This window comes from Turicimonas sp. TL08 (assembly GCF_054660695.1).
The window spans coordinates 113,659-133,441 of the sequence record NZ_BAAGDP010000002.1; the positions used below are offsets into that span (position 1 = coordinate 113,659).

17 protein-coding genes and 1 tRNA gene are annotated in these 19,783 nt (G+C 44.6%); 10 read left to right on the top strand and 8 right to left on the bottom strand.

Going from position 1 to position 19,783, the window contains the following annotated elements:
* Nucleotides 1-133: 133 nt before the first annotated feature.
* Nucleotides 134-1,534: an oxygen-independent coproporphyrinogen III oxidase gene (hemN, locus tag ACYQ4O_RS01790; RefSeq protein ID WP_308512754.1), complete on the bottom strand. Its 1,401-nt coding sequence runs from the start codon at nt 1,532-1,534 to the stop codon at nt 134-136.
* A gap of 123 nt (nt 1,535-1,657) precedes the next feature.
* Between hemN and ACYQ4O_RS01795 the strand changes: the two genes are divergently transcribed.
* The 9 genes from ACYQ4O_RS01795 (at nt 1,658) to ACYQ4O_RS01835 (ending at nt 13,348) form a co-directional block, all read left to right on the top strand.
* A complete protein-coding gene (locus tag ACYQ4O_RS01795; protein ID WP_308512753.1) occupies nt 1,658-2,392 on the top strand; it encodes a helix-turn-helix domain-containing protein in 735 nt (244 codons plus the stop codon).
* 252 nt (nt 2,393-2,644) lie between these two features.
* Nucleotides 2,645-3,574: a Bug family tripartite tricarboxylate transporter substrate binding protein gene (locus tag ACYQ4O_RS01800; RefSeq protein WP_460174587.1), complete on the top strand. Its 930-nt coding sequence runs from the start codon at nt 2,645-2,647 to the stop codon at nt 3,572-3,574.
* A gap of 48 nt (nt 3,575-3,622) precedes the next feature.
* The gene (locus ACYQ4O_RS01805) at nt 3,623-4,087 is read left to right on the top strand and encodes a tripartite tricarboxylate transporter TctB family protein (RefSeq protein WP_460174548.1); all 465 of its coding nucleotides are present in this window, start codon (nt 3,623-3,625) and stop codon (nt 4,085-4,087) included.
* 9 nt (nt 4,088-4,096) lie between these two features.
* Nucleotides 4,097-5,605: a tripartite tricarboxylate transporter permease gene (locus tag ACYQ4O_RS01810; protein WP_460174549.1), complete on the top strand. Its 1,509-nt coding sequence runs from the start codon at nt 4,097-4,099 to the stop codon at nt 5,603-5,605.
* 148 nt (nt 5,606-5,753) lie between these two features.
* Nucleotides 5,754-7,838 carry a glutamine--tRNA ligase gene (locus ACYQ4O_RS01815; RefSeq protein ID WP_460174550.1) on the top strand — a complete coding sequence of 695 codons (2,085 nt, stop codon included), beginning with the start codon at nt 5,754-5,756 and terminating at the stop codon, nt 7,836-7,838.
* A 110-nt stretch (nt 7,839-7,948) separates the two neighbouring features.
* Nucleotides 7,949-8,551, top strand: a complete 603-nt coding sequence (locus tag ACYQ4O_RS01820; RefSeq protein WP_460174551.1) for a thioredoxin fold domain-containing protein — start codon at nt 7,949-7,951, stop codon at nt 8,549-8,551.
* Between the two features lie 274 nt (nt 8,552-8,825).
* Nucleotides 8,826-9,272, top strand: coding sequence for a DUF3597 domain-containing protein (locus ACYQ4O_RS01825; RefSeq protein WP_308512747.1), 447 nt, complete (start codon nt 8,826-8,828; stop codon nt 9,270-9,272).
* A gap of 53 nt (nt 9,273-9,325) precedes the next feature.
* A complete protein-coding gene (locus tag ACYQ4O_RS01830; protein ID WP_308512746.1) occupies nt 9,326-9,613 on the top strand; it encodes a lysine transporter in 288 nt (95 codons plus the stop codon).
* A 180-nt stretch (nt 9,614-9,793) separates the two neighbouring features.
* Nucleotides 9,794-13,348, top strand: a complete 3,555-nt coding sequence (locus tag ACYQ4O_RS01835) for a sbcc family protein (RefSeq protein WP_460174552.1) — start codon at nt 9,794-9,796, stop codon at nt 13,346-13,348.
* On the opposite strand, the gene ACYQ4O_RS01840 is transcribed toward ACYQ4O_RS01835, so the two are convergent.
* Genes ACYQ4O_RS01840 through ACYQ4O_RS01865 form a run of 6 tightly spaced genes read right to left on the bottom strand, consistent with a single transcriptional unit; the run spans nt 13,345 to nt 18,643 of the window.
* Nucleotides 13,345-13,989 carry a YigZ family protein gene (locus ACYQ4O_RS01840; RefSeq protein WP_460174553.1) on the bottom strand — a complete coding sequence of 215 codons (645 nt, stop codon included), beginning with the start codon at nt 13,987-13,989 and terminating at the stop codon, nt 13,345-13,347. The two genes, ACYQ4O_RS01835 and ACYQ4O_RS01840, sit on opposite strands and share 4 nt — an antisense overlap.
* Before the next feature lie 10 nt (nt 13,990-13,999).
* A complete protein-coding gene (locus tag ACYQ4O_RS01845) occupies nt 14,000-14,911 on the bottom strand; it encodes a M14 family metallopeptidase (RefSeq protein WP_460174554.1) in 912 nt (303 codons plus the stop codon).
* 20 nt (nt 14,912-14,931) lie between these two features.
* Complete coding sequence (locus ACYQ4O_RS01850) at nt 14,932-15,879, bottom strand: M14 family metallopeptidase (RefSeq protein WP_460174555.1); 948 nt, start codon at nt 15,877-15,879, stop codon at nt 14,932-14,934.
* 4 nt (nt 15,880-15,883) lie between these two features.
* Nucleotides 15,884-16,654 carry a transglutaminase family protein gene (locus tag ACYQ4O_RS01855; protein ID WP_460174556.1) on the bottom strand — a complete coding sequence of 257 codons (771 nt, stop codon included), beginning with the start codon at nt 16,652-16,654 and terminating at the stop codon, nt 15,884-15,886.
* 13 nt (nt 16,655-16,667) lie between these two features.
* Nucleotides 16,668-17,345 carry an alpha-E domain-containing protein gene (locus ACYQ4O_RS01860; RefSeq protein WP_460174557.1) on the bottom strand — a complete coding sequence of 226 codons (678 nt, stop codon included), beginning with the start codon at nt 17,343-17,345 and terminating at the stop codon, nt 16,668-16,670.
* Entirely contained in the window at nt 17,327-18,643 is a 1,317-nt protein-coding gene (locus tag ACYQ4O_RS01865) for a circularly permuted type 2 ATP-grasp protein (protein WP_460174558.1), read from the bottom strand. The genes ACYQ4O_RS01860 and ACYQ4O_RS01865 overlap by 19 nt, the downstream gene beginning before the upstream one ends.
* 246 nt (nt 18,644-18,889) lie before the next feature.
* Between ACYQ4O_RS01865 and ACYQ4O_RS01870 the strand changes: the two genes are divergently transcribed.
* Nucleotides 18,890-18,976, top strand: a tRNA-Leu gene (locus ACYQ4O_RS01870).
* Nucleotides 18,977-19,278: 302 nt separating this feature from the next.
* On the opposite strand, the gene ACYQ4O_RS01875 is transcribed toward ACYQ4O_RS01870, so the two are convergent.
* Nucleotides 19,279-19,473: a hypothetical protein gene (locus ACYQ4O_RS01875; RefSeq protein WP_460174559.1), complete on the bottom strand. Its 195-nt coding sequence runs from the start codon at nt 19,471-19,473 to the stop codon at nt 19,279-19,281.
* Nucleotides 19,474-19,783 lie beyond the last annotated feature (310 nt).

The following is a 19,783-nucleotide window of genomic DNA, read 5'->3' on the forward strand; positions in this document are numbered from 1 at the left end:
GTTTTCCCAGCACAATAGACAAATTTTAACAGACCGCTTATTGAGTTAACTTTCAATTGGATTAGGAATATACGAGAAAAAAGCGGATCTAGCTTTCTAGTCCGCCTTTTTGTCAGAAATCCTGAAAAATCCTCTAAACGATCTTAGAGTATCTTCTTACTCTTTCGTCTTCTCTGAGATATCTGTCGAAGTTCATGGCTACCGCTCTGACTAACAGTTTTCCTTTCGGTGTCACGACGATGCGATCCGGATAAAGTTCAACCAAACCTTCATTGGCGAAATGCTGAAGGTTCTTCAATTCGAAAGCGAAGTACTCGTCAAACTTAACTTTGAATTTTTGTTCAATCTCTTCTTTTTGGACCATGAATTGGCACATCAAGTTCATGATGACCTGTGCTCTGAGTCTGTCGTCAGCATCAAGCATATAGCCGCGGATAGTAGCAAGCTGGCCGTTATTGATTCTTTCGTAATAAGTTGGAAGATCTCTGGCGTTAGCGGCATAGCAGCCGGAGACCTTGCTGATAGAAGAGACACCGAGGGCGACCATATCGCACTCCGGCTTAGTGGAATAGCCCTGGAAATTTCTCTGCAAAGTGCCATTTTCCTGCGCCTGCGCTAAAGGATCGGAGACTTTCGCAAAGTGGTCCATGCCGATATAGTGATAACCGTTAGAAGTCAAGCGGCGAATAGCATCAAGCATAATCGCAACCTTTTCCGGAGTGCTCGGCAAATCTTCAGCGTTGATTCGTCTTTGAGCCTTGAAGTGCTCAGGCAAATGGGCATAGTGATAAAGTGCAATGCGATCCGGAGAGAGCTCGAGAACCTTATCTAACGTCTTAGCAAAAGATTTTTCGCTTTGGAACGGAAGACCGTAAATCAGATCCATATTGATGGATTCAAAGCCGTTTGCTCTGGCGGCATCCATCGTAGCCTTGGTCATTTCAAAAGGCTGGACGCGGTTAACGGCAATCTGCACTCTGTCATCGAAATCTTGTTGACCGACACTCATTCTGTTAAAGCCGGCTTTTGCCAAAACCTCAACTTTTTCAGGGGCACAGCAGCGAGGATCAACTTCAATGGAAATTTCAGCGTCCTTTTCAAGCGGGAAACGGCTGGTAAGAGTTTCCATCACTTGAACGATTTCTTCATTATTCAGGAAGGTCGGAGAGCCCCCACCGAAGTGGAGTTGTTCAACCGTACCGATACCTGTTAGAGAATCTTTAATAAGATCACATTCTTTACCTAAAGTTTCGATGTACTGGGCAGAGCGGGAGTGATCTTTAGTAATCTCTTTGTTGCAGCCGCAGTAATAGCAAATATTGGAGCAGAACGGAATATGTACATACAAAGACAAAGCCGCATCAGGTGAAACCGTTCCGCGGTTTTTCAGCACTTCTTTGTAATCTTCCGGTCCGAACTCTTTTTTGAATCTGTCGGCTGTCGGATAAGAAGTGTATCGCGGGCCGGGAACGTCAAATCGCTGAAGAATATCGAGCTCCGGCAACTCAACGCTGTTCTGTTTTGTTTCTGACATATCAACTGTCCTTTGTAATGAGAATTACTTGTTTCTTATAGTCTGTAAATCTTTTATACTCGATCGAGTCGTCTTTCTTTAAGCCGTCTTACCCCGGCAAAACTCAATTCCAAGCTTGCAAATATGGGACTTAAAAATTTTAAACAATGCTCCTCCCCCTCCTGCGGCACCTGCGGGTTGAGAAACATTTGTCTTCCCAAAAAACTAGCTTCGGAAGAGCTGAAAGCATTTGAATTCATTATCCCTCATTCAAAAAAAGTCTTCAAAGGCGATAAGCTTTTCAGAAAAGCCGACTCATTTAAAAACCTTTACTGCATCAGGATTGGGTCTTTTAAAACCAGTGTAACTTCGCCGGAAGGAACCGAGCAGGTCACGGGGTTTTATATGCCCGGGGAAGTTCTGGGTCTGTGCGGCGTCTCCTCCAACAGCCACTATTGCGATGTGACGGCAATCGAGGATGCTGAGGTCTGCGTAATTCCTTATCAGAAATTCGAAGAATTCTGCAATAAAAACAGCCAATTAAACAAAAACTTCCTGCGCGTTCTAAGTGCTGAAGTCGTCCGCGGGCATAAAAATCTGCTCTCCCTCGGTTCTCTTCGCGCTGACGAAAAACTCGCATCTTTCTTACTTGACTTATCGCAGCGGTATGAAGCGAGAGGATACTCGAGAACCGAATTCGTTCTAAGAATGACAAGAGGAGAAATCGGCAGTTTCTTGGGCCTTAAACTCGAAACAGTCAGCCGCGTTTTATCCAAGTTCGCCGACTCAAATCTCATCGAAATTCATCAGAAGAGAGTCCATATTCTCAACCTCGCGGGTCTAAAGGCCATTCTCACTGAAGAATGCCGGTCAGAATGACTTTCCCTTAGCTCTCATCCTAGAAAATGTCTCTTAAGACATACTGAAACACATAGCCGGCCGGGATTACAGAATTTCCCGTATATTGCATTTTTCCTTCTTGTTTTGTAAGCATTTGATTCTTTGAGGCTAGAATTGTTATTGGAAACTGTCCTCGGACAACTTCATGACAATTATTCTAAGGAGAAGACTTTGACAAAATTATCTTTCACCAGACGAAGCCTTTGTGCCGCAGCCGTCAGTGCTGCTGCCATGGTAGCCCTTCCCTCAGTGTCCTGGGCCGATGATCCAATCCGCATTGTTGTTCCTTACCCTCCCGGAGGTCCTCTTGACGTAACGGCACGTGCTATTGCTGAAGAAGTCAGAGCTGATCTAGGAAACATCATCGTTGAAAACAAACCGGGCGCAGGTGGAAATATCGGCGTGGAATACGTCTCTAAACAAAAACCGGACGGAAAGATTTTTGTAATGGGCGCATTGGCAACACATGCCGTCAACCCCAACCTCTTCAGCAAGATTCCTTACGATCCGATCAAAGACTTCACACCGCTTACATTAGTTGCTCAGACACCAAACGTATTGGTTATTACTCCGGAATTCTCTCAAAAGACAGGCATCAAAGACCTCAAGGGCTTGATTGATTACGCCAAGAAAAATCCCGATGCTCTCAACTACGCTTCCGGCGGCAACGGATCTGCCGGTCATATGTCTGGAGAACTCTTAAAGAGCTCTTCCGGATTGAAGATCATGCACATCCCGTTTAAGGGCGCCGCTGCTGCACAAATGAGCGTGCTCTCCGGACAATGCGACTTAATTTTTGATAATCTTGCGTCTTCCGCCGCCAACATTAAAGCAGGAAAACTTATCCCGTTAGCCGTAACTACCCAGTTCCGCGCTCCGGAACTTCCTAACGTTCCGACAATGGCAGAAGCCGGTGTCCCGGGATTCGATATTTCAACTTGGTATGCTTTCTTCGGTCCGGCCAATATGGATAAGGCCATCCAAGATAGACTAAACCAAGCTTTAGTGAAGGCCATCAAGTCTCAAGCCATGGCTGTGAGATTCGAAAAAATGGGTGCGGTTGCTAAACCAGGCACCCCCGCTGAGCTAGACGCTTTTGTAAAAGCTGAATTGGCAAAATATAAGAAAATCGTCGAAGCAAGCGGTGCAAAAGTTGACTAGTTGTTTTTAGCTGTACATACGGGAGCTTAGCTCCCGTATTTTTAAAATATGATTAAAGATCAAAGAGATTTTTGGGCAGGCGTTTTATTTTCAGCCTTTGGTGCCTTTTTTTGTTTTTATGCGGTAGCTAATTACCCGCTCGGAACCGCCTCACGCATGGGTCCGGGTTACTTTCCCATGCTACTCGGCGGCTTTTTGCTGTTTCTCGGCGTGCTCATCAGTCTCAAATCTTTTTTCTTTCCTCCTCATGACGGCACCGGCATCGGGCCTTTCGACTGGCGTGTAGTTTTCGTCATCCTTGGTTCCGTATTAATTTTTGCTTTGCTTCTGCGCCCTGCCGGTTTAATTCCGGCCACGGCTGTGATGGTATTTATTTCTTCTTTTGCCAACCGAAGCTACAAAATTGTTCAAGGCATCGTACTTTCTATCATTCTAAGCATCGCAGTCTGGCTTATTTTCGTCCTCGGTTTAGATTTAACCGTGCCTATTTGGCCCTCCTTTTTGAGTAAGTAGGAGGCACAAATGGATTTATTAAATAATTTGGCACTTGGCTTCAGTACGGCCTTTTCTCTCACCAACCTGCTGTACTGCTTTATCGGCGTCACTCTCGGCACGCTCATTGGCGTACTTCCGGGGCTTGGTCCCGTGGCCACCTTGGCCATGCTTTTGCCAATCACCTATTCTCTCGATCCGACGGCAGCTCTCATTATGCTCGCCGGTATCTATTACGGCTCCCAGTACGGCGGTTCCACCACGGCCATCCTTGTTAACCTTCCCGGCGAGTCTGCCTCAGTCGTCACTTGCTTAGACGGCTATCAAATGGCCAGAAAAGGCAAAGCAGGCACAGCCTTAGGTCTTGCCGCTATCGGCTCTTTCATTGCCGGCTGTTTTGCTACCGTCTTGGTCGCCGCTTTCGCTCCTCCGCTGATAGAACTGGCTTTTAAGTTCGGGCCGGCAGAATATTTCAGTTTGATGGTTTTAGGCCTTGTAGGCGCTGTAGTTTTGGCTAACGGTTCCATATTAAAAGCCTTTGCCATGATCATTCTCGGTTTACTCCTCGGCATCATCGGTGCTGACGTCAACTCCGGGGCCTTCCGCTTTGACTTCGGAATCTCTGAGTTGCAGGACGGCATCGACTTTGTGGCGATTTCCATGGGCTTATTCGGCTTTACTGAAATCATAGTGAACCTGCAGAAAGGCGAAGCCAGAGAATCTTTGACGGAAAAAGTCGGCTCTATCTGGCCTTCTAAAAAAGAACTTTTAAAAGCCATGCCCTCTATCTCTCGCGGAACTTTGCTGGGTTCTTTCCTCGGCATTCTGCCGGGAGGAGGAGCGTTGTTGGCCTCTTTTGCTTCTTACTCGTTGGAAAAGAAACTCGGCGGTAAAAATGCACAACCTCCTTTCGGAGAAGGCAACATCAACGGTGTAGCCGGGCCCGAATCCGCCAATAATGCAGGGGCCCAAACCAGCTTTATTCCGATGCTTACCCTGGGTATTCCAAGCAATGCCACTATGGCATTGATGATCGGCGCTTTGATGATTCACAACATCACGCCGGGACCCCAGGTTATGTCGACGAACCCCACTCTCTTCTGGGGGCTTGTAGCCTCCATGTGGATTGGCAACCTGATGCTTGTCATATTAAATCTTCCTTTGATCGGCATCTGGGTTCAGCTTCTGAGAGTTCCTTACTCTTGGCTTTACCCTGCGATTCTGACTTTCTGCTGCATCGGCGTTTATTCCATCAACAACAATCCCTTCGATGTGTATATCACCATCATTTGCGGCGCTTTAGGCTATCTCTTCTACAAACTTCGCTGTGAACCTGCTCCACTGATTCTAGGATTTATTCTGGGCCCGATGATGGAAGAAAACCTCAGAAGAGCTCTGCTGTTATCCCGCGGAGATCCCACAACTTTCCTGACGCGTCCAATTTCATTGGTTCTGTTAATGATGGCGTTATTTTTGCTCCTGCTGGTACTACTGCCTGCCATTAACAAGACTCGGGAAGTCGCTTTCCAAGAAGATTAATCATCAATGCCGCCTCCGGGCGGCTTTTTTACGCCTTTTTCTGCATTGAAACGACGAATCTTTACTATTTCCCATCCCACGGCGATTAAGGCCATATAAAAGAAAGTAGAATAGAAAGACTAAGTTCCTTTATTTTTACAAAAAGAATATGTCCGATAAGAAACCTGCGGCTGGTAGCAGTCACATTACCAACTTTCTTAAAAATATAATCATTGATGACTTAGAGAAAGGCACCAACGATCCTAGACACTGGAGCGGTAAGCCGGGAACCTATACAGAGCAAATGGAAGGTCCCGTCGACGAAGCCAAGGTCAGACTCCGTTTTCCTCCGGAACCAAACGGTTATCTGCATATCGGACATGCCAAAAGCATTTGCTTGAACTTCGGACTTGCAAAAGAGTTCAAAGGCCGCTGCCATATGCGTTTTGACGATACGAACCCTGTAAAAGAAGATCAGGAATACGTTGATTCCATTCTTGGTTCCGTCAATTGGCTCGGGTTCAACTGGAAAGATGATAAGGAATGCAATTTCTACTTTGCTTCCGACTACTTCGACTACATGTACGAGATTGCCGAACATCTTATTAAGACCGGTGATGCCTACGTTGATGAGCAGTCCGCAGAGGAAATGAAAGAAAACCGCGGTTCTCTTCATGCCCCCGGCAAAAACTCTCCCTACCGTGACCGCCCTGTCGAAGAAAACTTGCGTTTATTCCGGGAAATGAGAGAGGGCAAACATCCCGAAGGAAGCATGGTTCTTCGCAGCAAAGTTGATATGGCCTCCCGAAACGTAAATTTGCGAGATCCGGCTATATATAGAATCCGCTTTGCAGACCATCACAGAACCGGTGACAAATGGTGCATCTATCCGATGTACACCTTTGCTCATCCTCTGGAAGACGTGCTCGAAAATATTACTCACTCTATCTGCACGCTGGAGTTCGAAGATCAGCGAGCCTTCTATAACTGGGCAACTGAGCGTTCAATTCCGGTTACCCGTGCTCCCTTATTTGCACTGGCCGTTGAGTTTTTAAGCGACCTTATTAATGCTCCGGAAGAAAAGAAAGAAAAATTCGTCAAAGCTGCCGTCAAATTCAAATGGAAGCTAGGTCAGAACAAAGAAGAGCAGGAAGTCCTTGCCCTTCTTAATCAGATTAAAGAAAAATTAGCAGCAGAACCTGCCGAATATGACGCGGTACTCGGCAGCGAAGTGATCGATAAAATTGCTAAGGCTCCGGAACACTTCACGCCGCTGCTTTCAGATGTCTTAAGCGCGGTTGTTAAACCTAACTATTTCCTCCTGCCGCATCAGTATGAATTCAATCGTCTGAATCTGACTTACGTGGTAATGAGTAAGAGAAAACTCATTGCCTTGGTAAAAGAAGGATTAGTTGACGGTTGGGACGACCCAAGAATGCCGACTTTAGTTGGATTGAGAAGACGCGGATACACCGCAGAAGCCATGCAGCTTTTCTGTGACCGTATCGGCGTGTCCAAACAGACCGGCGGCTGGATCGATTATTCCGTTCTCGAGGGCTGCCTCAGGGAAGTTCTTGATTCTTCCGCAGATAGAAGAATCGCTGTTCAGAAACCTCTGAAGCTCATCATTGACAATTATCCGGAAGAACAGATCGAGCAAATCGAAACACCCAACCATCCGCAGTATCCTGAACGCGGTTCCAGAACATTAGGCTTCTCCAAGGAATTATGGATTGAGGAGGACGACTTCTCTGAAAATCCGCCGAAGGGTTACCGCAGACTGACTTTGGCTACTGAAGAAAAGCCGGCAGCTCCTGTCAGACTCCGCCACGCTTACGTGATTGAAGCCACCCACGTTGACCGTGACGAAAACGGCAAGATTATTGCTGTTCACGCTAAATACTATCCGGAAACCAAGAGCGGTTCCGAAGGTGCAAATAACATCAAAACCAAAGCTGCTATTCACTGGCTTTCTCAGAAAGACTCTTTGCCTGCAGAGATCCGTCTCTACGACAGGCTCTTCTCCTTGGAACACCCGGACGAAGGCGGCAAAGATTTCCGCGAACTCCTTACACCGGACAGCAAGACCGTTCTGAAGTCTTACGTAGAAACTTCTTTGAAGAACGCCAAACCGGAAGACAAATTCCAGTTTGAAAGAAATGGATACTATGTTGCAGATCAAAAAGACTTTACACCTGACAATTTAGTGTTTAATTTATCAGTACCTCTTAAAGATAGTTTCAACAAAAAATAAATCTTCTTAGATGCACTTTTGGCCGCTTTCGAGCGGCCTTTTTATTAAGCTTTGGGAAAGATTTAAGCTCTATATTCCAAATTGAATATTTCTATTTTCTACGGTGCTTTATGAAAAACTTCTCTCGGCGCTCATTCCTTGCCGCATCAGCAGCCGTTGCAGCTGCCGCCCTTCCTGTAGCTTCTTTCGCCTCCCCGGCCAAAGTTCCCGTCATTTGGGATGGTCAAAAAATGTGGGATTCTTTCCTTAAAGACGGCACGGGCTTTTCTTCTCCGAACGGTGAAGGAAAACCTCTGGCATTAGTCGCTTTTGATACTCAATGCCCGGATTGCATGACGCTGCAAAAGAGAATTAAACCGCTTGAGAAATACATTCACGTTATTTACTATCCAATCTCTTATCTAAACATCCACTCTGAGCCGCAGGCAACAACTATCTTGACTAGCCCGGATCCTTACAAAGTTTTCGAGCAGCAGCATGAGCACTTCAAAGATCCTGACTTCCGCGGCATCCGTTACGACATTTCCAAGCTACCGGAAAACGTAAGAAATAAAGTTTGGACAAATACCAAGATTCATAGAAGAGTGGGTTGCAGAGCCGTTCCTTACGGCGTGTTCAAAACAACTGACGGCAAGTATCTGCCTTTTGATGAAAACCTGACCACAGCTGAATTAGCTAAACTGTTCGGCATCAAAGACTACAAAGAAGAATAAGAATCCATTCCTCGGGCGCCCCATGTCTGAGGTCGAAAAACGGCTGGAAAAGCTTTTGCTTTTCGGCCGTTTTTCATTTGTTCCTTCCCTTATTATGCCGATACTTACCGGCTGTTTCCTTAAGCAAAACAGAGACTGCTTGCTTCTCAGAAGAATATTTTCCTTATTATTCAAACTGTTCTTCAAGTATCTTGAAACGGGCACTGCTTCCCTTCCCGCAGGACCTTTTAACTTATTATGTTTCATAATATTTATTCATTTTTGAGGAGTAGTTATGAGTATCTTTGGCACAATCATGGAAAAACTTGGTTTCATGAAGAAGAAAGCTGCAGATGCTGTTCTTGGATCAGAAGCCCAGGCGGCAGAAGCTCCCGCTCCTACTTCTGATGCTGCCCCAGCACCGGCACAAGAACCGGCAGTTGTAGAAGCCGCAGCTGTTACAGAAACCCCGAATCAAGAAGTTGATGTTGTTGCAGTCTGCGAAGCATTAGCCGCCAAGAATCCGGAAAAATTAAACTGGAAGAGCTCCATTGTCGATTTGCTCAAATTATTAGGTCTTGACTCTTCTTTAGCCCACCGTAAAGCTCTTGCGGAAGAACTCAACTGCCCGAAAGACTTAATCGGCGGTGACTATTCTCAGATGAACGTTTGGCTTCATAAAGAAGTTATGAAACAGCTTGCCGAAAACGGCGGAAAAGTTCCTGACGATCTTAAGAACTAATCAATAAGTAACCTAAGGCTGTTTTCCCGGAAACAGCCTTTAGCTCTCAGCCTATGTTGTCTTACGTCTGTCTGCTTATTTTTCTCATCGGATCGGGTTTCCTTATCGGATACTCCGATTCTTCTTGGCTATGGGGAATCATTCCTACCCTAATAGGCGGTTTCTGGGGGAGTTTCAACAGCCGATTCGCCAAGCTGCTGCTCAATCCTCAGACCACTCCGACACAACGAGAAAAGCTTTTGGAAACAACACGTGTCCTCACCATCATGTGGACGTTTCTTTCCATTATCTTTGTTGCAATGGGTTACTCCTTTATCTATTTTTTAGAGCCTTCCCTCTGACCTCGGCAAAGAAGAATTTCAATCTAGCTATAATTAATTTTCGTTTTAGAAGTCAGGCTTTTTGGCCTCAAAGAAATGAAAATTTTATCTTTAAGATTTGAAAACCTCTCCCCTTTCTCCGGATCGTATTCAATAAATTTTGATTCGGCAGACTTTTCGCAATCTAAAACATTCTCTATTTTGGAAAAACAAGGCGGGTCAGGGAAAATTATTTTAGACGCCATTTCTCTAAGCCTCTTCGGAAAAACTTTTTTTGAGGAAGGAAAGACTTCGGAAATTTCGCTCTCCTCTGACAAAACCGGTCCTGCCGCCGCTGAAGTTACCTTTACATGCAGCGGCGTAAAGTACAACGCCTCTTGGAAGGCTGTGCCCACTGCCGCCGGTCATTCAATTTACCGAGAACTTCGAAACGAAAACAACGAGCTCGTAGATGACAATCTTCAAACAGTCTCTAATTCCGTATCTTCTCTCCTAGAACTTACACCGGAGGCTTTTAACAAACTCGTATTCCTGGATCTGAGAAATTTCTCTCCCCTCCTTGGAGGAGATCATGCAGCAAGAGAAAGTGCTTTATCCAAAGTATTCGGACAGTTCGGCTTGGACAACCTGCCGGTCTTGACTAAAGAAGTTGCAAAACAAAAAAGAATTGCAGCGGACGTTTCCCGCAGAATGCTCAATGCTTTTGAAATCCTTCCGCCGGAAAAAGAGAATCAGCTGACATCTCAACTGGCAAATCTGAAACAGTCGATAATGGCCTTAAAGAGCTCCATTAACGACAATGCTCAAGCCATTTCTTGGCTGCAGAAATTAGACTCCCTGAAAGAAGAGCTCCAAAGACTTCTCAAGGAAGAAAGCCTTCTTAAAGCAGATGTTGCTCGCTTTGATATAAAAAAACCGGTTCTTGAAAAAGCTGTCCGTGCTGAAAATTTAACTTCGGAATTTATTGCCGTTAAAAATTTGCGGGAGCTTGTCAGTAAACAAAAGAAAGCTTTCGACGAAGTCAAAACAAAGGTTTCTCATTGCAGCGAACGTGTTAAGAACGCACGGCAGAACCTTCAGGAAAAAGAAAAACTGCTTAGGAATGCCGAAGGAATCTATAACTCTAAACATGCCATAGCTCAAAAGGCATCGGAGCTAGGCCAGCAGGCTGCTCAATACAAATCTCTGGCAGAAAAAGGCCGTAACCTTCTGACCGACGAGTCGGAGAAGCTCAAAAATGCATCATCCGCATTGACCTCTTTCAAGGAAAGCTTGGCGCTGGAGAAAAACAAACAACAGCAGTTGGTAAAGAAAATTTCGGACTGCGGCGGAGATGAGAAGCTAAAGAACGAACTTTTTGATTACCAGAATAAAATCGAAGCCTTTGATTCCTATTCTTTTGAAAAAGAAGAGGTCGCCAAAGCCCAGAAATCCTATCAACGCGAGCTAGAAAAAGCCCGTTTGGATACGCAGGAGAATGAGTCTCTCCTTGCTGCGCTGAAAAAAGAAGAACTTGTCCTTCAAGGCGATATTGCGGCTAAAAACCGCCATATCAGCAAAGGACTCGGCAATCTTACGGAGGATACGCTGATTCAAGATCTGCAGGTCTACGACAAAAAATTAGAAGGACTCAGTTCTCTCGAAGTGCTCAATGAAGAACTTATCGACCATTTCGAAAGACTTAACGCAGAAAAAGAGACACTTAACAAAAATACATACGAAAGCAAAGTTGCTTCCGTAATTTTGAACGGTTCCATTCAAACTTATAAGGATAAGCAAGCCCTCGTTGCGGATTCGGAGACGATTTTACTTTTTCAGCAGAAAGTAAAGATTTTAGAGCCTCAAAGAAAAGAACTGGAAAACGGGAAACCGTGCCCGCTTTGCGGTGCGATTCATCATCCGTATGCCTCTTCCATCCCCTTCTCTTTCAATGCAGAAGAAAAGCTCAAAGAGGCAAAAGAAGAAGCCAGAAAGGCAGCATTGTCCCTGGCTGAAGCTCAAAACAAATACGATACGTTGTCTAAGGCTATCGAGAACTCCGGTCTTTTGATTCAACAGCTCAATGCTTCTGTTGAAGATCTTAAAAGCCGCATACTCGGCCTGTCCTCTCAACTGGAATTAAACGGTTTGAAGGAAAAGAAGCCGATTACTTGGACGCAAATCATCAAACAGAAAAAGACATTTATTGCGAACAAAAGAGAAGATCTCAGCAGCAAGATCGAACAGATTCAGACTTTCAAACAGGCAGGTTCCGAACTTTTAATTAAACTCGGCAAGGTCCAAGCAAGCATCAAAGAGCTGACTGAACGAACTGAAAAAAGAAAGATGGACATCATCGACATTTCTAATTTGCTTCAGCAAACAAATGTTCGGGAATCTCTGCTTACTTCTAAGCAAGAAGAGCTCTTTAAAGAACTGGAAAGATTCTATTTACGCTTCGGTATTAAGGTTTCTTCCATTGCTTCAATCAAACAGCAATTCGTCATCTTGGTTAAACGTAGAGAAACCTATGTGGATTCAACAAATGACCTGCAAATCGTTGAAGCTAAAATTGAAGAAATTTCTTTGAGCCAGCAAGAAAGCCAAAACGAAATCAATACGCTTAAAAACAAAATTTCAGCCATTGAAACTGAAATTGCACGCCACGACAGCGAAGAAAAGAAACTGCTCAAAGAAAAACAAGATCTTCTAGGAAGTTCTACTTCTCAAGAGTTCGAAGCGTCTGCCAGAGAAGAACTTGAACAAGTTCAGCTCGCCTATCGAGAAGCGGAGGAATTGTTTCATCAAAGAGAAGATGAATTTCAATCTGAAGAAAGCAACGGCTTGACAACAGAAAAGGTTTATCAAGACCTCGTTGAGACAATCGAGAAAAAGCAAGCCGAATTTGAAACCAAACTCAAGGAAGCAGGATTTGTTTCGGAAGCTCAATTTACTGCTTCAAAGATTACGGCACAGCAAAAAGAAGAACTTCAGAAGCAGAGCGATGATCTTACTGTCCGTTCTCAAGATCTTTACGGCAGAAAAGAAGCTTTAACGCAGGAAATCGATAGCCTCTCAGCACAGAATTTGACCTCTCAGTCTTTGTCTAAACTTCGTGAAAGCTTAGAGAAGAATGAAGCTGAACTCCAGGTTTCCCTACTCAGAGAAAGCGAAATTTCCGAGGAAATTGAACACAACCTCTACACAAAGCAAAGATACGAAAGAGAAAGCCAAGAACAAAGAAAGAGAGAAAACGAGAGCTTGCGCTGGGAGGACTTTTCCCTTCTGTTAGCCTCTCCTGCTAATAATCGAAATCACTCTTTCCTTTACCCGATTGCTTTTGACATTCTGCTCGACTTCTCGAACAAGCAGCTTGCTTTCTTGAATCCGAGATACAGCTTATCCATTGATCGTTCGGATCCTTTAAAACTTCTGCTTGTCGATGAATACAAGAGAGAACAGCCGGTCTCCTTTGAGAAAATGACATCGGAAGAAACTTATTTAGTGTCTTTGTCCTTATCTTTGGGCTTTACTCAAATGATTGGGCAGTTAAGAAACGCCGACCTTGTTTTTATCGGGAAATCAGCTATCTCCAGCGATGTTAGAAACCAACAGTATCTTTTAGCCGCGGTTTCTAAACTGAATCAGCAAGGAAAGATGGTAGGAATGTTCTCTGAGGATTTTGCTCTCAAGACCGCCGAGCCTCTGTCTATTGAATTTGACCTAAATTCAATACATCAAATTAAAGGTGCAGGAATCCGCACGAATCTGACCTAGTCAGCCGTTGGCTCTTCCTCCAACTCTATTAACACGGCCCCGGAAGTCATGTTAGTGAGCTTGGAGGAAAATTTTTCTATCTCCTGTTCGGGCATCTCTATCTCGAGCATGACGTCCATTCCGAACTCTTGGCACCTAATGGTCCCTCTGAATTCCGGAAGTGCCCGTAAAATTAAAGTAAGGAACTTGTGCTCCACCGTCACCTTGAGGGAGCGAACGATCACTTTTTCGCAAGTAGGAAGCGTCTCCAACGCTTGCCGAACGCTCGATTGATAGGCTTTAACAAGCCCTCCCGTGCCCAACAGCGTTCCTCCGAAGTAACGTGTTACCACCGCGGTTAGTTCGCCGATTTCGCAGTGTATTAACACCGTTAGCATAGGCTTGCCGGCCGTCCCGTGAGGCTCTCCGTCATCGCTGGCGCCGATTTGCGCGGTAGATCCTGCTGCGCTTGCATTAAAGGCCCAGCAGTTATGAGTGGCATCCGCGAACTCTTGTCTGATTTTTTCAATAAACCGCTTGGCTTCTTCCGGCGTCTTCGTGTGAGCAACCGAGGTGATGAACCTGCTTTTCTTTATGATTTGTTCTGTTCTATGAAAAGTTCCCGGAGCTAAATCCGGGACTTGATACGTATCTGCCGTCATTCAAAAAATCTCAACGATGAAGTTTAGGCACAATCATAAAGATTTCTTCATGTTCCATCACGAGCGGTTCAGATTTGCGGTAGAAGAGAATGCCGTCCTCCTCGGCTCTAACTGAACTCAAAACCTCCCCGGTCTGAGCATCTGTGATTTGTGCAAGCTCCTGACCGGCTAAGACCTCATCAAACACATCTACTTTCGGCAAGAAGATTCCGGGTGCTTCGGCGCGCACGGTTTTTAATTCTTCTTCGTAGAAAATCGTGGATTCAAAACCGCCGTAGATACTGTAATCAATGATGCCCATTCTTGATAAAAATCGCAGAATGGATGCGACTTCAAGCTCAGAGTCTTTGACATTGACTTTATCCGTGTAACGGGAAATCAAAGAAAAAGTTTTGGTATCCCAAACCTGCCAGTTAAAGTTAAGAGTCGTTGTATCGAAAGGAATCGGTTTTCTAAAGACGATAAACGGCAGCCCGAAGAGCTGCGCTTCTCCGGCCTCTTGGTATGGTGTCTTGACAATGCGCAGATGAGTGACGTAATCACCTGATATATAGCAGGAAGACAAATGAATGCCGTATTTATAGCCTTGAATTTTTTCGAATAAACCCGCAGCGATTCGTTGAGTTGTCTCGCCTCGGTTGTATCCGGGAAACATGCGGTTAATGTCGGAATTATCCATCGCCCAGAATCTCTTCCCGATGTTGACGGAATAAGTATTTGCTGTCGGAACGACGGTCACACCGTAATTTCTTCTGAAAAGTCCCTGCTCTTCAATTCTTTTCAGCCTTTTAACCAATGCTGCAGCGGTATACATCTGCTGAATTTCATTACCGCGCAAATTTCCGATCACACAAACGGTTTTCCCGGTTTCGCCGAAATGATAGGCCTTAATTTCAAAAGGCTCCCGGTAAGTAGAATTCATTCGAAACAGAATTTCTTCTCTCATTTTTGTTCCTCCAGAATTCTGGCGATAAGCGAGCCTTCGTTAACAATCGGATATTCTCTTAGGGTAAATAAAAGCCCTTTTACAGCAGAGACGCATTCTTCTTTAACCTTCCCTTCAAACGGGTCAAGAATACGGCCGATTATTTCGCCCGGAACCACCTGAGAACTATGGCGTGTAGTAGGAACAAAAACGCCGGAAGTCTCTGCATTAATAAATGATACGGAGCGGTCAGCAGAAACGATCGGCTTACGGACCGGATCCACAGGACCGGTCCACATTCCTTCATTTTTGAGAAGATTCAAAATTCCGTTGACTAATCTTTCGCAGTAATCGACGGTAATCCTCATTCCTACGCCTGCTTCAACGACAAGGGTTTTGACTCCGATTGAATTTAAGCTGTATGCCAAGGTCGACTCAAGAACCGTAGAAGCTTGATGAATCCAAACAAAATCCACATCAAGCATTTCGGCGTATTCAACCAAATCTTCGGCAGAATTAATATTGACCCGAACCTGCGGAATTTCGCGTAGGAAAAGATTGCTCGCGTGAATATCAATTGCAAAATCGGAGGTGCTGAACTCCTTAATAAGTTCACTAGCGATCCATTCTTCGACAGCTCCGTTAGCATTGCCCGGAAAGATACGGTTCATATCCAAATCAAAGAAGGGAACTCCGCGCTGCAAAGTATCGACACCCATTGGATTTAAAGCCGGGTATACGTCCACAATACCATTGAGGCATTCCGGATGCTCTTGCAAACGGCGATTTAATTCGTAGCAAATGTATTGACCTTCCAGCTCATCCCCATGAATTCCGGAAACAACGCAGAGCCTTTTCAACCCTTCAAGGTTGTGTGGCTTAAGTCCTTTCGGAAGATGTCTGTTCTTCTTGATAACCAGTCTTTCTCCGACCGGAAGACTCAATGACAAAACTTCTTCTATCATTTTATTAAAGCTCGACCAATCCTGACTTAGTAAGCATGACTTGTGCTCCCCCGCCAAGGAACACTCCTTTCTCCAGAGAACAGGAAGAAAAATCAATTCCCTGAGAAATCTTCATATAACGATCGTTGCAAATTGTATTGTGTGTAGGATCAACGCCCACCCAGTACTCACCATTAAAGTATTCTACCCAAGCGTGAGTTGCGCCCTCTCCTTGCAGCAGACCTGCGATATACCGGCATGGGACACCCTGAGCACGCAAAACGCTAAGCAAAATATGAGAATAGTCTTGACAGACTCCCTCACCGATTTCCCAGGCCTCTGATGCCGTCGTGGAAGTTGTGGTAACTCCTTTTTGATACCTGAAGTCGCAGGAAATTCTTGAAACCCAATAATCCGTCACCTGATCAGCCGAACCTGTTGTCTTAAATTCCAAGAAGTACTCGGCCAGCGCTCCCTCTAACCGAGTGAGCGGAGTATGAGATAAATAGTAAGGGGCAGGCTCTGAATAGTCTTTCTTTGAAACATCAATCAGGACCTCACCCGTCGAACAAAAAGTGAAGGAGTCATGTCCGTGTTCTAGGTAACCTTGATGGACTAAATTACCGAAAGCGTCTTTATAGACTCCCAGTCCGCAAGCAGGCGAGCAAGAGAGACTGACTCGCATCGGCTCTTGTGAAGGTACTACCAAAGGAGAAGCCCGCAGCAAAAACGTATGGTTATTGACGGGCTCTTCAAACCTCAAGTCTGTTTTTAAAGAATAAAGAAATTTCTTCATTAAAAAGCCTCTTTTAAGGTTCTACAAGTTCTCCAATTAAACTCAGCGCTTGAAGACGAGAAATGTCATCACCTTTCTGGGATTCAATCAGATAGGTTAAGGCCTCAAGCTTGTCTTTGTTAATATTAATTCCCGATCCCTCCAAACGACGGATCAGTTTACCTAGAGTTATTTCCAACTCTTCCCAATCGGCTCCGAGACGCAGCTGCATATCAAGCCTTTCTAAATATCTTCCGGCTTTAATTAAGCTGCGTTTGTGCTTGGTTCCGACTTTTTCGTCGAGGATACCCCAAAAGGCCAGCAAATAATCAACTACCTGCTGGTTTAATAAAGCGTAGGCGCCCGTTTTTGCACCTTCTTCCATTAAGTCCAAGGACATCTGGATGTAGGAAAGAGCGGGCGTTGAGATGATGTTTCTCAGCACTAAACCGTTGTCGTACGCTCTGGAGAGATTACTGTACAAAGAATCCGGATTATTTTTATCCCACTGATAGTGAGTAATAAAATCCATATCATCCGCGTACACGTTCGGGATATTTAGCCTATCGCAAAATTGCTTATAAGCAGAGCTGTCTGAATCTAATAAGACGTCATAGAGCTCTTCGAGATAATGTAAGGTCAAGCAGACTCTTTCGACATAACGTCCGAGCCAGAATAAATGATCACCTTGTTCTACCGAGACATAACCCATGTGTCTTTAAAGCCTCCGCCTTGAGAAGAGTTAACTACGAAAGAATCCGGCACTCGAGAGAATCTTGTCAGACCGCAGTGCCAAACATCTGTTTTATCTGCTGAAGAAACCACGTAGGCTCTTAAGTCAGCTTTTCTTGGAACGGTTGTTTCACCGTCAAGAACAGGAAGATCAATAAAGTTAATCACTTCCTGGAGGATGAACCTTCTCGGTTCGTCTTGGATTTTTTGACGCCACTCTGCGAGCGTCGCTTCATCCATATCTTTTCCGAAGAGAACGCCATATCCGCCTGCTTCAGCAACATCTTTGATAACCAGCTTATGAATGTTATCCAAGCAGTATTCCATGTCTTCCTTATACATTGGAAGATATGTCGGCGCATTATGCAGGATCGGCTTTTCGTTCAGATAGTATTCAATCATTTTAGGAACAAAGTAATATGTTCCCTTATCGTCAGCCACGCCGTTGCCCGGTGCGTTGACAATCGCAAGATTACCTGCAAGATATGCGCTCATGATTCCCGGAACACCAATCAAAGATTCAGGATTGAATGTCAGTGGATCGAGGTATTCATCGGAAATACGGCGGTAAATTGCACCGACTAATGCTCTTCCGCCCTGCTGGGTACGGATATAAAGCTTATTTTCCTCCACGAACAAGTCATTCGGCATCACCAGAGGAAAACCTGTCACCTCGGCCAAGTAGCTGTGCTCAAAGAAAGCTGAGTTATACCGCCCCGGTGTAAGAATGACATTCAAACCGCCCGGATTGACGCTTTGCATGCTGTGAGCCAAGAGTCTGCCGTAGTCGGCGTTGTTGTCCACCTTATTATGTTTAAAGGTTTCCGGGCTAGCTCTGCGTGAAAGCTTCCTTGCAATTAAAGGGTAGGATGCGCCGGAAGGGATGCGAAGATTGTCTTCAAGAATGAACCATTCTCCGCTGTCGGCCTGCACGAGGTCGATACCCGAAATATGAGAGAATACTCCGGCCGGGGGGACAAAATTATCGCATTCCGGCAGAAAACCGCTTGAAGAGAAAACGAAATTGTCCGGGACTACACCGTCTTTGATAATTTTTTTATCAGTGTAGATATCTTTTAGAAAAGCATTTAGAGCGTTTACACGCTGCTTCAAGCCTTGTTCGAGGATTTCAAATTCCTCCGCTGAAATTACTCTTGGAACCGGATCGAAGGGAAATAACTGTTCGATAAATTCATTATTTTTATAGATACCGAACTTCACTCCGTAACGGGCCAGGAGACGATTAATTGCCTGAGCATTGGCAACTAAAGATTCCATTATTTGACCTCCTAGGATTGATGATTGGTTTGCACCGATAAAGGAAGTGAACCTAAATCGGAAAGATCTTGGTTCAGCTTTTATATTAGGACTATTTAAGAACCAATCTTTTAATCTTAACAACAAAATATAATTACAAAGCTAGTAGTTTCCCCCACCCCTTAATTACCACAGAATTAAGAAATTTACGCAAAAAAGACTTGTCAAAGAATCCAAAAATAGGATAGAATTTGACTTCTGTTGAGTGGCCCGATGGTGAAATTGGTAGACACAAGGGACTTAAAATCCCTCGGCGATTTAGCTGTGCCGGTTCAAGTCCGGCTCGGGCCACCACAAAACTTCTCCTCTTTTCCTGCAAATCTGCAAAAAAATCCATATAAATAAAGCGAAAGAGCCCCTGTTCTGTCGGACTTTTCGGCCATTTTCGTTTTTTTAATCTAAGAGTTAAAAAAACTTACATAAAAGGTTGGAAAACAGTCGGAAAGGCACTGCCTATCAAATTTACTCAGAATCATCTCGAATTGTTCAAAGGCACTGGCGTCACGGAATGGATGAGTGAGCCAATTGTTGATAGGTTTAAGAAAAGTTCTGCTGTAGCTGAACGCTATATACAAGTAAAAAATAAATGTTCATCCTTACGGACAAAAGAACAGCCAGTAAACCATAAAGCATAGCCAGAGAAGAAAAAAGCCTCCCACAAATAAAACATAGAGGAAATCACAAAGAAGCGACAAAAATGGATGTTCTGCTCTGAACATTTCATCGAATTTGCGATTTGCACGATCCATCTTCTCTAACTCTTCAGGCGACGGCGGAAGTCCCACACACATGATGATTGCTCCTAATAATTCATTTTATTTTAGCTTTTTCGCCAAGCTCTCCCGTCCTACAGGCCCTGATTAGAGGCGGTTTGTTTCACCTTGATTTTGTACATATTTTTCTAAATTCTCGAATGTAAACGGAAGATACATTTCAAATAATAACTAAACATCTGCGCTCGTAAAACTGATACCTCTCACTGAAATCCTAGTGGATATTTGCCTTCTCATTTACCTCCCCGGCTCCAAAGAAAACATTCCATTAATTGCCTTCGAGCTTTATCATTAGAAGATCAACGGTTAAAAATCTCATCCGTTTATT

Bases quoted from the DNA above. Each gene is read 5' to 3' on its own strand.
- ACYQ4O_RS01855 (WP_460174556.1), bottom strand. From the start codon at position 16,654: ATGAAGAAATTTCTTTATTCTTTAAAAACAGACTTGAGGTTTGAAGAG.
- ACYQ4O_RS01815 (WP_460174550.1), top strand. From the start codon at position 5,754: ATGTCCGATAAGAAACCTGCGGCTGGTAGCAGTCACATTACCAACTTT.
- ACYQ4O_RS01865 (WP_460174558.1), bottom strand. From the start codon at position 18,643: ATGGAATCTTTAGTTGCCAATGCTCAGGCAATTAATCGTCTCCTGGCC.
- ACYQ4O_RS01805 (WP_460174548.1), top strand. From the start codon at position 3,623: ATGATTAAAGATCAAAGAGATTTTTGGGCAGGCGTTTTATTTTCAGCC.
- hemN (WP_308512754.1), bottom strand. From the start codon at position 1,534: ATGTCAGAAACAAAACAGAACAGCGTTGAGTTGCCGGAGCTCGATATT.
- ACYQ4O_RS01820 (WP_460174551.1), top strand. From the start codon at position 7,949: ATGAAAAACTTCTCTCGGCGCTCATTCCTTGCCGCATCAGCAGCCGTT.
- ACYQ4O_RS01795 (WP_308512753.1), top strand. From the start codon at position 1,658: ATGGGACTTAAAAATTTTAAACAATGCTCCTCCCCCTCCTGCGGCACC.
- ACYQ4O_RS01800 (WP_460174587.1), top strand. From the start codon at position 2,645: ATGGTAGCCCTTCCCTCAGTGTCCTGGGCCGATGATCCAATCCGCATT.
- ACYQ4O_RS01840 (WP_460174553.1), bottom strand. From the start codon at position 13,989: ATGACGGCAGATACGTATCAAGTCCCGGATTTAGCTCCGGGAACTTTT.
- ACYQ4O_RS01850 (WP_460174555.1), bottom strand. From the start codon at position 15,879: ATGATAGAAGAAGTTTTGTCATTGAGTCTTCCGGTCGGAGAAAGACTG.
- ACYQ4O_RS01845 (WP_460174554.1), bottom strand. From the start codon at position 14,911: ATGAATTCTACTTACCGGGAGCCTTTTGAAATTAAGGCCTATCATTTC.
- ACYQ4O_RS01860 (WP_460174557.1), bottom strand. From the start codon at position 17,345: ATGGGTTATGTCTCGGTAGAACAAGGTGATCATTTATTCTGGCTCGGA.
- ACYQ4O_RS01830 (WP_308512746.1), top strand. From the start codon at position 9,326: ATGTTGTCTTACGTCTGTCTGCTTATTTTTCTCATCGGATCGGGTTTC.
- ACYQ4O_RS01810 (WP_460174549.1), top strand. From the start codon at position 4,097: ATGGATTTATTAAATAATTTGGCACTTGGCTTCAGTACGGCCTTTTCT.
- ACYQ4O_RS01875 (WP_460174559.1), bottom strand. From the start codon at position 19,473: ATGTGTGTGGGACTTCCGCCGTCGCCTGAAGAGTTAGAGAAGATGGAT.
- ACYQ4O_RS01825 (WP_308512747.1), top strand. From the start codon at position 8,826: ATGAGTATCTTTGGCACAATCATGGAAAAACTTGGTTTCATGAAGAAG.